The organism is Tepidibacillus infernus, assembly GCF_048898065.1.
In the GTDB taxonomy this organism is placed as follows: domain Bacteria; phylum Bacillota; class Bacilli; order Tepidibacillales; family Tepidibacillaceae; genus Tepidibacillus_B; species Tepidibacillus_B infernus.
In genome coordinates, this window is sequence record NZ_JBLWFI010000001.1 from 1,347,319 (window position 1) to 1,361,486 (window position 14,168).

The window sequence follows — 14,168 nt, forward strand, 5'->3', positions numbered from 1 at the left end:
CTGTTTGTGCCAACGATTAGAGCCTTTCTTTCTGCGTGATAGAATACGCTGTTCCTTCGCTAATTTTCCCAAGGCTTGGCGATAGAAACGAGGGTAATTGGCTGTCTTACCTTCTTCGCTATCGACGAAAAGGGGTGAAAAAAGGATGGCTCCCACAAGCTCAAAGTAGAGGCACATCCTTCCGGGAAGGGTAAATCTGCCTTGTCCTTTCCCCATTCTATTCCTCTTCCTCATCATCGGCCTCGACGTAAGTGATTTTTACGCCTAGGCTTTTTAAAAGGTTTAGAACCTCTTCATTTAGTTTTGGGTCATACATTAAGCCAATTTGTTCAACTAGCTCCAATTCCTCTAGGTATCCATTTTCGGCATCCTCAATCAATTCAATGATATCGTCTAACTCTTTTTCCTGTAATTCCTTTAGGATTTCTTCCTTTGTCATTTGCTTTTTCACTCCTATTTCTCTATCTTGATTTTCTTGTAACCTTTTTCCATTTTTATTATATCCATTTTGGGGCAGGATTTCATCAGGCTGATCATTTTTTCTGGTCATCCCCTTGCGATACATAGGATTTAAACAATTGTTCACTTTCAGCCTGTAGCATGTAATTTAAGAATCGGTGTGTATAGATAAAACCGCGAAATTTTGCTTTTACAATGCGAACCGTCCGTTGTTGTTCTTCTTCAATTACCATCCCTCCTAACTCTTTCATTTGTCTCTTAATCGATCGTAAATCTTTTTCGATTTTCTTTTGCACCTCAAATAATGTATCTTGATAAACCCTTGTTAATTTACAAGCCGATTGTTGAATCATTTTACGGTCGAATTCCAGTACTTTAAGCATAATATGTAGAATCACATACTGCTTCACCAAATGGGAAAAATCTAGATATTCCTTTGGATACATTAACATGCTCATTCCCCCATGAAAATAACTTAATTGGTGTTTATAATTCTATTATATGCGAATAAACGTTCGATTAGAAGAGGGAAAATGAGGGAGTGATTAACGAGATTCACTCCCTTGTGACTTTAGGTTTTCACTTATTCCTTAATTAAAGGGTTCCATGTGTACCAGGCTGTGCCGGTTCGGAAATCTTACTTAATGCTTGTCCTGCTTCATCAATATGAATATTTCTTACTGCTAAATCACCAAGGGAAACGATTCCTACAAGGTTACCATTTTCCACTACAGGTAAGCGACGAATTTGCTTTTCTGCCATTAGGCGAGCAGCTTCATGAACATCCATGTCTGGTGTCCCAACGACTACATCCTTTGACATTAACCCATCAATTGCAAAAGAGCCTGAGCGTTTTTCGGCATATCCACGCAATACAAGGTCACGATCTGTAATCATACCAATTACATTTTGACCATCTACTACTGGAATAGCGCCCACATTTAACTGCGACATTTTTTGTGCTACCTCATAAGCATTATCTTGAAGTGAAACTGTAGCTACATTCGTGGTCATAATATCACGTAATGTCGTCATCTAATTTCCTCCTTTCTAATCTCTCCTTAGCATAACCCAGAGACCTAAAGAGTATTCTATACATTTTATCATCAGTTCGAGAGTGACCGTTCAGTTTACGGCCTAATAAACATTTGGGTCCAATAATATTTGCCAGTCCCACCTTCAGCATAACCTACCCCTATTTCTGTAAAATTTGGATTTAAAATATTTTGCCGATGTCCTGAACTTCCCATCCAACCCTTCATCACCTGCCATGCCGTGGTTTGCCCCATCGCAATATTTTCACCAGCATAGGAGAAGGAAATTCGATACGCTCTCATCATATCAAAAGGGCTACCATAGGTAGGAGAAATGTGAGAGAAATAATGTTGATCCCTCATATCTTGAGATTTGTGACGAGCTACCCTGGATAACTGCCAGTTCGCACGTAAAGGTTTTAATCCTGCTTTTTGTCTTTCTTGGTTTACGAGTTGAATAACCTGGTGTTCGATGCTCTTAATTCGATCAATAACTGGAATGATCACCTTTTGCTTTGGATAGATAAGATTGGGATTTTTAATTTGTGGATTGGCCTCAATGATTTCCGATAGCCCTATTTGGTATTTAACAGCGATTTTCCAAAGGCTATCACCAGGTTGAACTGTATAGGTGTTCGTCCCTTGAGCTGTAGCTTGAAAACTCCAACCTATTGTTAAAAAGGAAAGTAAAAGTGTTAATACAAACGAACGAAAAATAAAGCAACGAAAACTATATTTTTGCATATTCATCATTTCCTCTCATTTCATCTCATTAGATTTTTTCCATCGAGATTATGTTGTGTTTTCTTTTCTTTTTTCATTCTTAAACCTAAAGGGGCAATCGCTTGTCACCGATGGGACGAAAAAAATCATATTAATATATAGAGTTACAGAAGGAGGTGATTGAATTGGTAAACAGATATTTTAAAGCCTATACGCTTGATGAATTTGATCGTTTCATTCGTAACTTCAACTTCACACGCCCTATCAATCATATTCAGATTCACCATACTTGGAAACCGAGAAAAACTGATTATCAAGGAGAAAAAACAATTGAAGCCATTTGGAGGTACCATACTGAAACAAGAGGTTGGAGTGACATTGGTGAACATTTTACCATTTCTCCTGATGGTTTAATTTGGGATGGAAGGGATCTAAATGTCATTCCTGCAGGAATCAGTGGTCATAATATAGGTGGAATGATGTTTGAAATGATTGGTAATTTTGATAAGGGTCAAGAGGTATTAGAAGGAAAGCAATTGGACAGTATTTTGGGAGCAGTAAATATCATGCTTGATCATTTAAATCTAACTACAGTTGATATTGTCTTTCACCGAGAATATGCCAACAAAACCTGCCCAGGATCAGGAATAACCAAAGATTGGTTTATTGCACAGATAAACAAATGGAAGGAGGAGCATTGGCAAGTGAAAGGAGAAACCCCATTACCATTTAAAGATCTCACACCCAAGCATTGGGCCTACCCCTCAATTAAACGGTTATATGATATAGGAATCATTACAGGAACAAGCCAAGACCAATTTGGTACAGGGCAACCGTTAAAACGTGAAGATGCCGCGGTCTTACTTGATCGTTTACTACAATATTTAGAAAAACAAAAAGACTAGCAGGAAAAAAAGAAGGCTTTATGGAATAACATAAATGCCTTCTTTTTTTGTAGGTAAAGAAAGATAGAGCCCCGCAAAAGTAATCGGAAGATACTTCAAGGAAGTCGTCACTTTTGTGGGTATTATAGCGATTGAAAGGAGTAATACATAAATGAAGCCCAGTCGAGGAACACCAGACTTTCTCTTGCTATTCATGACTCTTGTTTTGGTTGGGTTCGGTATCGTGATGATTTTTAGTGCAAGTTATACGATTTCTTATTGGGAAATGGGAAACCGTTGGTTTTTTACCCAAAGACAAATGATTTGGGGGGCGATTGGCCTTTTTGGTATGTTGGTAACCATGAATATCCCATTTGTGTTTTATAAAAATAAATTTTTTCTCATCTTAATGGCTTCGTTTTTTCTCCTATTACTTGTTTTTGTTCCGGGTCTAGGACAAGAACGAAATGGTGCAAGAAGTTGGATTGGGATTGGTTCTTTCACCATACAGCCAGCAGAATTTGCTAAACTGGGGTTAATTATCTACTTAGCAGGGCTGATTTCTAAAAAAGGGGAGAAAATGAGTAGCTTTAAACAAGGGTTGCTTCCTGCTTTATTGATTACCGGATTGTTTTTTATTTTAATTGCTGTACAACCGGATTATGGAACAGCGATGATTTTATTAGCAACAGCTGGGATTGTGATGATTGTTGGAGGAGCAAGTCTTAAGCAGATACTCTATTTATCTGTACCCGCGATTGCTATTCTGACCATTTTTATTTTATCAGCTAGTTATCGTTTTGCTCGATTTACAGCTTTTCTGGATCCATGGAGTGATCCTTGGGATACAAGTTATCAACTGATTCAATCTTTATTGGCTCTTGGCAATGGTGGAATTGTCGGTACTGGTTTTGGAAAAGGGATTCAAAAATATTTCTATTTACCTTACCCCCAGTCTGATTTTATTTTTTCCGTTATGGGTGAAGAACTTGGGTTTATTGGTGTCACCATTTTTATCTTGGCTTTTTTATTATTGTTATGGCGCATCCTCATTATCTCTTTAAGGTCAAAGGACGCTTTTGGTACCTTACTAGGTGTAGGTGTAGTAAGCTTATTGGCGATTCAAGCTTTTATCAATATTGGTGGGGTCACTGGTACGATTCCAATCACAGGAGTCCCTCTTCCTTTTATTAGTGCAGGAGGCTCATCCTTGATCATGGTTATGACGGCAATAGGTGTTGTATTAAGTCTTTCTAGAGAAAACAACAAAAGCAGCTAAAGAATATGATTCCTTTAGCTGCTTTTGTCATTTCATTTCGTTTAAAACGTTTACAAACGCTAGATTACTTTAGACGAAGAGTAGTTTCTTCTGTCTTTTCTTCTTCTTCTGGCTTTTGAATCTCTACTCCTTCTACATGCACATTCACTTCGACGACATTTAATCCTGTCATGGATTCAACTGCCTCTTTCACATTGAATTGTAAATTTCTTGCTACTTCATGAATTTTGTAGCCATATTTCACAATCACTCTTAAATCAATGGCAGTTTCAGTTTCTCCTACCTCAACTTTCACCCCTTTTGCTACATTTTTACCACTTACTCTTTTTGCAAGCCCTTCAGTAATTCCTCCCGACATGCTAGCAACTCCATCTGTATCCACTGCAGCCAAGCCAGCAATCATACCTACAACGTCACTCTCAATTTTTATTTTTCCGTTTTCTCTTTCTTCAGTCATCATCTCGATCATCTCCTATTTTTTTAATGATAAGATAGTATTCTACAGGGATGGAACCATTCCTCCATCGATCATAATTGTAGAACCTGTAATATATGAATTTGCATCAGATACTAAGAATACAACTGCCTTGGCGAATTCCTGGGGTCCGCCATATCGACCTAGTGGTATCGTTTGTTCCATTTTTTTGGTAACCTCTTCAACAGGAATTCCTAACTTTTCTGCATTTGCTGCATCTAGCTCTTTCAAACGATCAGTTGCAATACGTCCTGGAGCAACCACATTGACCAAAATCTGATCCTTTGCTAGCTCCATTGATAAAGTTTTCATCAATCCAGCAACACCAGCTCTAAATGTATTTGATAAAACAAGCCCCGGAATCGGAACTTTTACGGATGAAGAAGCAATGGTAAGAATTTTTCCTCCACCGTTTTTGCGCATATGTGGAACTACCTCTCTAACCATACGGACGATGCTCATTAGGTTAGTTTGGAAAGCTCTTTCCCATGTTTCATCATCAAACTGCATAAATTCACCACTTGGTGGGCCACCTGCATTGACTAGTAAGATATCTACTTTTCCAAACTTTTGAATCATTGTCTCAACAAATTGTTTTACATCGTTAGGGTTGCTCACATCTGCAACAAATGCCTCTACCCTTGTCCCTGTTTCTTTGCGAATCAATTCAGCGGTTTCTTCAATTTGTTCCTTATTTCTACTAGAAATCGCCAATTGGACTCCTTCACGAGCTAATTCAAGTGCAACCGCTTTACCTAAACCTTTACTAGCAGCTGTAATAAAGGCAACTTTACCTTTTAACCCTAATTCCATGAACCAAGCCCTCCTATGTATAATCTATTACTATCTTTCTTATTTTATCACATTCATCTACCTATTTTACAAAAAACAAGTCCAAATCAAGCAAAAAAGATGTGACACGAATATCTACATACCATGTCACACCTTAATCTTTATCGTATTCACTTTCAGTTAAGCTATTCTTGCTTTTGAAATTTGTTGATGCTATTTGTAAGCTCGGTAATTGAATGAGATAAGACATCGATTTTTCCTTCAATTCGGGTCAATAGATACAAGGTAACAATAATGGGGAAGCCTACTTCTCCAATCATTGGAATCCACTGTTCCATTGTTCTTCTCTCCTTTCTAGCAAAAATCATGATCATGATATCCATGTCATTCACATTCATTCATAAAAGTAAAGAATGGGGAGTCTCCTCCCCATTTTTGTTATGCTAAAGCAATATCTGTGACTGTTCTTTCAATCGTTCTTGCACTTACAGCTGCAACAATTTCTCCACTGGTGAATTGAAAGATATTCTTAGTCACGATTTGTGCCATCACTTGATTAACGATTGCTGGGTCAAGTGGTTCAACTGGATCCGGAATGGAGATGGTTGCGTTCTTTCCTTCTGCAGTTTGGAAAATAAGTTCTAAGGTTTTGACAGTCATGATTCATTCCTCCTCTTTTTTTTAGACTTGCGTGTGCTACACTTACAATAGAAAACTTAATTTACTCATTATGCTTGAGTTAATTCTTCACGATCGATACGTTCAACACGGTAAACCGGATTGGCCTGAAGTGATGCTATGGCTTGAGCAACATCGAACACGTCTTGATCGAGTGCAGTTGGTTTTACCCCATTATAGGTTTTGGCTTTTAACACAGGTTCATTGTTTGCATCCAATCCCACCTGAGAAGTAATCACCATCTTAGATAAATCTGCTAAACTATTAACTGCCATTTGTATCATCCTCCTTTTTTGTTGTTCACCGGCCGGTTACATCTTATATAGTGCCTGTAGGAGGATGATTGGGTGACAAGTATCTCATTCTTTTTTTTGAGGAGGTTTAAAATCTTGAAAAAGACCGTTCTTTTTCTGCTCATTTCTATATTTTTCTTTGTAGGTACTTTAGGCTGTTCCCCGAAAAGTGATGTTTCCTATGAAATCTTATTTAATGGATTTGTTACAAGTAAACCCACTATTGAGGATATCTTACCATATGAAACGATCATTTTCGAAAATGAGGCTGACTGGAATGCCTTTTCAAACAAATATCTTCCAGTAACTCGATCGGTTGCAACGATGTTAAAATCCATTGATTTTGCAAAAAACGATCTTATCTATACGGGGAGCATTTCAGCAAAGGCGGATTTGTATAGTGTGTCTAGTCGTATTCTAGGATACAAAATTGAAAATAATCTTTTAGAACCAATTTGGGATACGAATTTTAAAGATAGAATTTATGCCGTGAATGATATAAGTGAATACCAATTCATTCAACCTTTTGTCATTTTAAGCCTTGTTAAGAAGAGTGAGATACCCAATAAATTGCAGAATTTTTATCGGCCTAAGTAGGTTTCATTCATATTGATTAAAACTAAAAATAGACGCAGGATAAATTTCCTGCGTCAGAAAATAATTTTTATTTTTAAAGTTTAAATCCTCCATGACTTCCATCGGAAGCATTATAATCAACATTTACATTACAAGAACTTACATTATGTTGATATTGATAGATATTACGGTACACATAATCTTTTCCATCACTCCACGAAGATGTTTGCCACGTTTTTGAAATTCCAGCGTATCCATCTAACTCTTTTACAACATAATACCCACCGTAAACTCCAATTATCCATCTTTGACCGTTCATTTGATAGTATTTCATTCATAGCATCTTGAACACCTAGAAAATAATTCTTAATTGCAGTTCGACCGTTTGACAATCTAGTCGTGTTACTCGTATAATAACGGCAAACAAAACTAATTCCGTTATTTTTAAAACATTGCAACTGTGTATCTGTGGCAGCACTGTAATAGTCAAGCCCTTTTAAAGTTTCATTAGATTGAATAGCCATACTTTATTTCCTCCTTTTTTGTTGTTCACCGGCCGGTTACATCTTATATAGTGCCTGTAGGAGGATGATTGGGTGACAGCAAATCCTCTCTTAATTTTTTGATTGCCCGTTTCTTCCATGTTTTAACTGTATTAGTCGAAACGTTCATTTGTTCAGCGATTTCTGCTACAGTGAAACCTTTTATCCAGAAAAGATCAAAGAATTGCTTCTCTTTTTCAGATAGGATGGACTCAGCTTGTTCCTTCCAGATTCGAAAATCTAAATCTTCTGTTGTTGATAGAATCGCATTATAATCCTCTTTCCATCCATCCACTAAGATCGTTTCCTGCCATTTCTTTTCCTTCCTCAATAAAGAGGTTAAGTGTCTCCAAATTCTTTGTTTGGCGAAACTCCCAAAAAAGATCCCATAGGTTGGATCGAAATGTTGTACTGCTATAATAAAAGCTAATTGTCCTTCTTGTAGCGTCTCTTCAAAACTATGGTTGACATACTTCCTTTTTGCAAAGGATATCAGTAGTGGTTGGTATTGTTGAATTAACTCTTCCATTGCTTGTTGGTTTCCTTGCTGTGCTTGCTCGATTTTTTTATTCAAGTAATCCACCTTCACTAAATGAAGGCCGGCCTTCTTCAATTTGTGCACAGCTTTACATTATCTGAATCTATTCTATTCGTCATATCGCCTATTAAGTTGATAGAAATATATGTTCGCATTTTTTTCACAAATTAATTGAAGATGAACTTTTCTTTATTCTCGTTAGTCTTTATGTGTAAAAGAGATTAAAAAGCAAAAACCAAGGTAAAGCAAAAGGAGGATCGATTTGGTACAGCATGTAGTAATACCGTTTATTTCACACTATGGTTACTTTGGCTTGTTTAGTTTACTAGTTTTAGGCATTGTTGGGCTGCCTATTCCTGATGAAATCTTAATGATCTTTACCGGATATCTTGTCTCCCTTGGAAAACTTAATTATCTATTGACTGTCTTCATAGCTCTATTAGGAAGTATGACTGGCATGTCGATCAGCTTCGCCATCGGTTATTCCTTTGGACATCCCTTTTTTGAAAAATATGGGAGGTACATTCATGTAACCCCTGAAAAATTAGATAAGGTGGGACAATGGTTCGAGCAAAAAGGTAAGCTTGCTGTTAGTATTGGTTATTTCATCCCCGGAGTTCGTTATTTAACTGCCTATTTAGCAGGAATTAGTCAATGGGAATATAAAATGTTTATTCTCTTTGCCCTTTTAGGTGGGTTATTTTGGGTGTTTGGATTTATCACACTTGGAATTGTATTAAAAGAGCATTGGTACGTTTTTTCCATCATCTTGCATAAATATTTACAAATTACCATCATTTTAACTATATTGCTCACAATTATATTCTTTTTTTATCACTGGAATAGACAAAAAAGAGTAAGTGAAGACTAGAACCAGGAAAATTTTTGTATACATTGGAGGATCTAATGTGTTTGAGTGGATTAAAACTTTATTTGAACAATATAGTTATCTCGTCTTATTCATTTCCTTGCTACTTGAATTAATTGCCCTTCCCCTTCCCGGAGAGGCTTTAATGGGCTATGCTGGATTTCTCGTGTATCAAGGACAATTACATTGGAGCTTTAGTATTTTTATGGCTGCAATGGGTGCAATTACTGGAATGACCATTTCCTATTGGATTGGAAGACGCTTAGGAACTCCTTTTTTTAGAAAGTACGGACATTATATTCATCTAGGTCCAGAAAGACTAGAAAAAGTATCTCTTTGGTTTGACCGATACGGAAATAAATTGCTAGTCATCGCTTACTTCATCCCTGGTGTTCGGCATATTACTGGATATTTTTCAGGTACTGCAAGGATTTCTTATCGTGTCTATATGGTTTATGCTTATCTTGGTGCATTTATTTGGGTTAGTACGTTTATTTCTTTAGGAAAAATATTAGGGCCACAATGGGAACAATTCCACACTTCGATTAAGAAATATCTCATTATTGCTGGAATCATTGCTATTATTTTATTGGCGATTTTTTATCTATATCGAACTTATCGAAGTTGGCTGAAAGAAAGATTAGAAATCAATTTTAAAAAAGCTTTAGATACGTTTCCAACCCTTGGACGTATAAAAATACTTATTGCTAGTGCAGGTATTGTTTTTATTGGCTTTTTTGCGCTTATGCTCGGTATGATTCAGGATTTTTTAGCACAGGAATTTAATCAGTTTGATAACATAACCACCTTAGTGGTCAAACTTCTCTTTGACCAGTCTTGGCAACCTTGGATGCAAATTTTTCAACACCTTTCCACTATCTTTATATTACTTCCTTTGATATTATTTACGTGGTTATGGATTATGTTAAGAAGCCCTGATCGAAAATTGGAAAGCATTTTTCTCTTTCTTGTAGTGGTTGGTGGGGAAATCTTAGATGAAGGGTTACGATTTTTGTTTCATCATACATTCCCTAGTGAACAATCCTTAACCGCTATCGTTGTTTTTGGTTTTACTGCTTACTTACTAGTACGTCATATCAAAGGGGTGTGGGTTCACAATTTGGCTATTTTTCTTGTATTATCTTTTTCATTTTTAATTGGAATAAGCCAAATCTACTTTGGAATGCAATATCCTAGTGATATCGTTGCTGGATATGTCTTTGGCGGTGTATGGCTAAGTTTACAAGTATTTTTGCTAGAGATTTTTCGTTTGTTTCCAAAAATCAATTATTAGGGGGGCACTATGGAAAAATATATCGTTTCTATCATTCAAGGGATTGTAGAAGGATTAACGGAATTTTTACCTGTTTCTTCAACAGGTCATTTGATTTTATCCGGTGAATTGCTAGGTTTTACGGGAAATAAAGCCGAAACCTTTGAGATCGTGATTCAATTAGGGGCCATTTTAGCAGTCGCTATTCTTTATTGGCGAAGAGTTTTTGGCTTATTAGATTGGAGGAAAGGATTTAAAGCTGAAGGTGGACTTTTTGCTAAAGGTCAATTAAACCTTATCCATATTTTTATTGCGATCTTCCCTGCAATGTTAATGGGACTTTTACTACATAAAGTAATCAAAACCTATCTTTTCTCGTCAAGTACTGTCTTAATCGGTTTAGTGATTGGTGGACTTTTTATGATTTATGCAGAGAAAAGAAAAACAAAGGAGACAGCTACAGAACTTGATCAAATTACTTATAAACAAGCCTTTTTGATTGGACTTTCGCAAATTCTTGCTCTTTGGCCAGGTTTCTCACGTTCAGGTGCAACGATTGCTGGTGGTTTATTAGTAGGAACAAATCATAAAACTGCTGCAGAGTTCTCCTTTATCATTGCCATTCCAATGATGGTTGCAGCTAGTGGATATGATCTATTAAAAAGCTATCAGTTCCTTTCAGTAAACGATATTGGATTCTTTGTCGTCGGTTTCATTGTTTCATTTATCGTCGCATGGTTAGCAGTTGTTTCGTTCCTTAAATTATTACAAAAAGTTAAATTAACTCCTTTTGCTATTTATCGTTTTATCTTAGCGGCCTTATTTTGGTTCTTTATTTTAAGGGGTTAAAAACCAGAAAACCCTCCATTTTCAAAAAGAAAATAGAGGGTTTATTTTTCTAATCACTGATTATTCTTTAATTAAACCTTGTGAGACGAGCCAATCATGGGCGACATCTTTTGCATCCTTACCATCAAGGTCAACTTGTGAGTTTAACTGAGACATCGTTTGATCACTTAATTTTCCTGCTAGTTGGTTCAATGCATCAGCAATTTCTGGATGTTTTTCAAGCGTATCTTGTCTAACTACAGGTGCAGCATAATAAGGTGGAAAGAATTGTTTATCATCCTTTAAGACTTTTAAATCAAAGGCGGCAATTCTACCATCAGTTGCAAAAGCATCATTTACATCAGTTTTCTTGTCACGAACCGCTGCATAAGTTAAACCAGGGTCCATACCAACTACTTCTTTAAAGTTCATATTATATACCTTTTGTAACCCTTTATACCCATCAGCTCGTTCTAAAAATTCTTGAGTAGAACCTAGTACTAATTCTGATGCTTTTTCAGCTAAATCACTGTAGGTTTCAATACCAAGTGATTCTGCCTGATCTCTTCTCATCGCTAGAGTATAAGTGTTATTAAAGCCAAATGGTTCTAGCCATACTAATTGTTTTTCATCCTTATAAATCTGCTTGACTTTGTCATAAACGGCTTGAGGATCATTCATCACTTCTAATCCTAATAGATTGATTAAAGCAGTTCCTGTATACTCTGCATATAGATCAAGGTCGCCTCGTTCTAATGCCTGAGCCACTACATTGGTTCCACCTAAGAAAGGCTTAGTTTCTACGTTTAAATCAGTTTTATCTTCAATGATATCCTTCATCATGTAGACTAACACATCTTGTTCAGTAAAGTTCTTACCTCCAATTACAATCGTATCTTTTCCACTAGAACAGCCAACGAGTGCTAAAGAAAAGACAAGAATAATTGCTAGTAAAACAAAAGTAAATTTTTTCAAAATTAGTTCCCCTTTCTATTTTAATTTTGTTTATGATCTTATTCCTTTTGGCGTCACCATGGATTCGATCCATTTAAGTAAAAAATCAAAGACCAGTGCTAAAATGGCAGCTGGAATGGCGCCAATAAGAATAATTTCATTTCTAGCCATCGAGATCCCACGGAAAATTAAATCCCCTAACCCCCCTGCACCAATTAGTGAGGCCAAGGTTCCAACTCCTACAATTAAAACGGTGGCGGTCCTGATCCCAGCCATAATAATGGGTAAGGCCAATGGGATTTCAATCATGTATAGGACCTGCTTCGATGTCATTCCCATTCCAACCCCTGCTTCAATTGCTGCTTTATCTACTCCAAGAATCCCAGTATAGGCATTTCTTAAAATAGGTAGCAATCCATAAATGGTTAATGCAACAACAGCTGGGGTATATCCAATTCCTAATAACGGAATCATAAATCCTAGTAATGCTAGACTTGGAATGGTCTGAAATACAGCAGTGATACCAATAATTGGTTCAGCTAACTTTCGATGGCGGGTTAGTAGAATCCCTAATGGAACAGCAATTAGAATCGCTAGAAGAACAGACAAGAGAGTTAATTGAATATGTTCCCATGTACCTGTTAAAATATCTGGCCATCGTTCTTGCACTATTTGTAAAAATTCTGAAAAAGTAGATTGGCTTGTTTGTTCCATTCAATCACCTCCAATGATTTTAGACGGAATATTCTTAATCATTTGAGTACTTCTTGGCCATGATCTCTACTAAACTAGCACGAGTAATGACCCCTTCTAGAAGATTTGAAGAAGTAACAACAGGTAAATAAGAAAGATTATGTTGATGAATTAATTCAATCGCAATTGTTAAAGACTGATCAGATTGAACAGTGATTAAATCAGTTTTCATCACATCTTTCACTGTTAGGGTCTCATCCTTAAAATGTTGTTGAATTTGCCATACCCCAACAGAACCAAGCAAATGATTTTCTTTATCGACAATCAATAGACTATCTACTCGATGTGTTCTCATGGTTTTCACTGCTTCAGCTAATCCACGATTTGGCCCTGAAGTTACAGGTTTCACCATGATTTCTTCTAATGATGGTAATAAATCTACTTCATTTAACCGCTCTTCACCAATAAATGATTTAACAAATTCATTAGCTGGATGTCGTAGTATATTTTCCGGTGTATCGATTTGTACAATTTTGCCTTCTCTCATAATACAAATTCGATCTGCTATTTTTAGTGCTTCATCCATATCGTGGGTAACAAAAACAATCGTTTTCTTGATTTCTTCTTGTAACCGTATCAGTTCATCTTGTAGTTGCTCTCGACTAATCGGATCCAATGCACTAAAGGGTTCGTCCATTAAGATAACATTTGGATCAGCTGCCAAGGCTCTAATCACCCCAACCCGTTGCTGTTGACCACCACTTAGTTCTTTTGGATAACGATCCCGATAAATCGCTGGATCCAATCCAACCATGGTTAACAACTCATCTACTTTATTCAAATACTTTGTTGTGTCCCATTTTTTTAACTTGGGTACCAAGGCCACATTTTCTCCAATGGTCATATGGGGCAATAATCCGATTTGTTGAATGACATAACCAATATTACGTCGTAACTCTACTGGATTCATCGTGTTAATTTCTTGGTTATCAATATAAATAGCTCCTTCACTTGGATCAATCAAGCGGTTGATCATTTTCATTGTTGTTGTTTTCCCGCATCCACTTGGCCCAATCAGAACCAATAATTCGCCCTTTTTGATATGAAGGTTGATATTGTCTAATGCTCGAAATCCATCATCATAAACTTTGGCCACATTTTCAAAACGAATCATAGCTTGCCTCCTTTGCAAAACGAATACAATAAAATTTTATCATAAAACTGTATTATCACTCAAAACGGATAATCTACTGTATTCATACAGATCCTAGTCAAACCT

General features: G+C 36.6%; 20 protein-coding genes and 1 pseudogene. 6 read left to right on the forward strand and 15 right to left on the reverse strand.

Annotated elements, in window-relative coordinates; genetic code table 11:
• From TEPIDINF_RS06830 to safA, 5 genes and pseudogenes are all read right to left on the reverse strand, one after another.
• Window positions 1-132, reverse strand: a pseudogene (locus TEPIDINF_RS06830) (RNA-guided endonuclease TnpB family protein); the annotation flags it as partial.
• A gap of 85 nt (window positions 133-217) precedes the next feature.
• Complete coding sequence (locus TEPIDINF_RS06835; RefSeq protein WP_308789543.1) at window positions 218-550, reverse strand: hypothetical protein; 333 nt, start codon at window positions 548-550, stop codon at window positions 218-220.
• A complete protein-coding gene (locus TEPIDINF_RS06840) occupies window positions 534-911 on the reverse strand; it encodes a YhjD family protein (RefSeq protein WP_068725046.1) in 378 nt (125 codons plus the stop codon). The genes TEPIDINF_RS06835 and TEPIDINF_RS06840 overlap by 17 nt, the downstream gene beginning before the upstream one ends.
• A gap of 142 nt (window positions 912-1,053) precedes the next feature.
• Window positions 1,054-1,494 carry a CBS domain-containing protein gene (locus TEPIDINF_RS06845; protein WP_068725048.1) on the reverse strand — a complete coding sequence of 147 codons (441 nt, stop codon included), beginning with the start codon at window positions 1,492-1,494 and terminating at the stop codon, window positions 1,054-1,056.
• 95 nt (window positions 1,495-1,589) lie between these two features.
• Window positions 1,590-2,237 carry a SafA/ExsA family spore coat assembly protein gene (safA, locus tag TEPIDINF_RS06850; protein WP_153012080.1) on the reverse strand — a complete coding sequence of 216 codons (648 nt, stop codon included), beginning with the start codon at window positions 2,235-2,237 and terminating at the stop codon, window positions 1,590-1,592.
• A gap of 164 nt (window positions 2,238-2,401) precedes the next feature.
• On the opposite strand from safA, the gene TEPIDINF_RS06855 reads away from it, so the two are divergent.
• Both TEPIDINF_RS06855 and ftsW read left to right on the forward strand, forming a co-directional pair.
• On the forward strand, window positions 2,402-3,121 hold the full coding sequence (locus TEPIDINF_RS06855) for an N-acetylmuramoyl-L-alanine amidase (protein ID WP_421691606.1): 720 nt from the start codon (window positions 2,402-2,404) through the stop codon (window positions 3,119-3,121).
• A 151-nt stretch (window positions 3,122-3,272) separates the two neighbouring features.
• Window positions 3,273-4,379, forward strand: a complete 1,107-nt coding sequence (gene ftsW / locus TEPIDINF_RS06860) for a putative lipid II flippase FtsW (RefSeq protein ID WP_068725052.1) — start codon at window positions 3,273-3,275, stop codon at window positions 4,377-4,379.
• Window positions 4,380-4,443: 64 nt separating this feature from the next.
• Here the strand turns inward: ftsW and TEPIDINF_RS06865 are convergent, their stop codons facing one another.
• From TEPIDINF_RS06865 to TEPIDINF_RS06885, 5 genes are all read right to left on the reverse strand, one after another.
• Window positions 4,444-4,836: an Asp23/Gls24 family envelope stress response protein gene (locus tag TEPIDINF_RS06865; protein ID WP_068727541.1), complete on the reverse strand. Its 393-nt coding sequence runs from the start codon at window positions 4,834-4,836 to the stop codon at window positions 4,444-4,446.
• 42 nt (window positions 4,837-4,878) lie between these two features.
• Window positions 4,879-5,667 carry an SDR family oxidoreductase gene (locus TEPIDINF_RS06870; protein ID WP_421691607.1) on the reverse strand — a complete coding sequence of 263 codons (789 nt, stop codon included), beginning with the start codon at window positions 5,665-5,667 and terminating at the stop codon, window positions 4,879-4,881.
• A gap of 164 nt (window positions 5,668-5,831) precedes the next feature.
• Window positions 5,832-5,984 (reverse strand): YvrJ family protein, encoded by a 153-nt coding sequence (locus TEPIDINF_RS06875; RefSeq protein WP_068727545.1) that lies wholly within the window; start codon window positions 5,982-5,984, stop codon window positions 5,832-5,834.
• Between the two features lie 100 nt (window positions 5,985-6,084).
• The gene (locus TEPIDINF_RS06880; protein WP_068725057.1) at window positions 6,085-6,306 is read right to left on the reverse strand and encodes a DUF2922 domain-containing protein; all 222 of its coding nucleotides are present in this window, start codon (window positions 6,304-6,306) and stop codon (window positions 6,085-6,087) included.
• 68 nt (window positions 6,307-6,374) lie between these two features.
• Window positions 6,375-6,599 (reverse strand): DUF1659 domain-containing protein, encoded by a 225-nt coding sequence (locus TEPIDINF_RS06885; protein ID WP_068725060.1) that lies wholly within the window; start codon window positions 6,597-6,599, stop codon window positions 6,375-6,377.
• A gap of 114 nt (window positions 6,600-6,713) precedes the next feature.
• On the opposite strand from TEPIDINF_RS06885, the gene TEPIDINF_RS06890 reads away from it, so the two are divergent.
• Window positions 6,714-7,214: a hypothetical protein gene (locus TEPIDINF_RS06890; protein ID WP_068725062.1), complete on the forward strand. Its 501-nt coding sequence runs from the start codon at window positions 6,714-6,716 to the stop codon at window positions 7,212-7,214.
• A gap of 73 nt (window positions 7,215-7,287) precedes the next feature.
• Here the strand turns inward: TEPIDINF_RS06890 and TEPIDINF_RS06895 are convergent, their stop codons facing one another.
• Window positions 7,288-7,527 (reverse strand): hypothetical protein, encoded by a 240-nt coding sequence (locus TEPIDINF_RS06895; protein ID WP_153012025.1) that lies wholly within the window; start codon window positions 7,525-7,527, stop codon window positions 7,288-7,290.
• A 233-nt stretch (window positions 7,528-7,760) separates the two neighbouring features.
• Window positions 7,761-8,309: a sigma-70 family RNA polymerase sigma factor gene (locus TEPIDINF_RS06900; protein WP_068725066.1), complete on the reverse strand. Its 549-nt coding sequence runs from the start codon at window positions 8,307-8,309 to the stop codon at window positions 7,761-7,763.
• A 226-nt stretch (window positions 8,310-8,535) separates the two neighbouring features.
• On the opposite strand from TEPIDINF_RS06900, the gene TEPIDINF_RS06905 reads away from it, so the two are divergent.
• Genes TEPIDINF_RS06905 through bacA form a run of 3 tightly spaced genes read left to right on the forward strand, consistent with a single transcriptional unit; the run spans window position 8,536 to window position 11,263 of the window.
• Window positions 8,536-9,144, forward strand: coding sequence for a DedA family protein (locus TEPIDINF_RS06905; RefSeq protein WP_069798831.1), 609 nt, complete (start codon window positions 8,536-8,538; stop codon window positions 9,142-9,144).
• Window positions 9,145-9,181: 37 nt separating this feature from the next.
• The gene (locus TEPIDINF_RS06910; RefSeq protein WP_421691608.1) at window positions 9,182-10,435 is read left to right on the forward strand and encodes a VTT domain-containing protein; all 1,254 of its coding nucleotides are present in this window, start codon (window positions 9,182-9,184) and stop codon (window positions 10,433-10,435) included.
• Between the two features lie 9 nt (window positions 10,436-10,444).
• On the forward strand, window positions 10,445-11,263 hold the full coding sequence (gene bacA, locus TEPIDINF_RS06915) for an undecaprenyl-diphosphate phosphatase (protein WP_421691609.1): 819 nt from the start codon (window positions 10,445-10,447) through the stop codon (window positions 11,261-11,263).
• Between the two features lie 60 nt (window positions 11,264-11,323).
• On the opposite strand, the gene TEPIDINF_RS06920 is transcribed toward bacA, so the two are convergent.
• From TEPIDINF_RS06920 to TEPIDINF_RS06930, 3 genes are read right to left on the reverse strand one after another with little or no spacing between them, the layout of a single operon-like run.
• Window positions 11,324-12,217: an ABC transporter substrate-binding protein gene (locus tag TEPIDINF_RS06920; RefSeq protein ID WP_069798836.1), complete on the reverse strand. Its 894-nt coding sequence runs from the start codon at window positions 12,215-12,217 to the stop codon at window positions 11,324-11,326.
• Window positions 12,218-12,247: 30 nt separating this feature from the next.
• A complete protein-coding gene (locus tag TEPIDINF_RS06925; protein ID WP_069798838.1) occupies window positions 12,248-12,910 on the reverse strand; it encodes an ABC transporter permease in 663 nt (220 codons plus the stop codon).
• Between the two features lie 34 nt (window positions 12,911-12,944).
• Window positions 12,945-14,063 (reverse strand): ABC transporter ATP-binding protein, encoded by a 1,119-nt coding sequence (locus tag TEPIDINF_RS06930; RefSeq protein ID WP_421691610.1) that lies wholly within the window; start codon window positions 14,061-14,063, stop codon window positions 12,945-12,947.
• Window positions 14,064-14,168 lie beyond the last annotated feature (105 nt).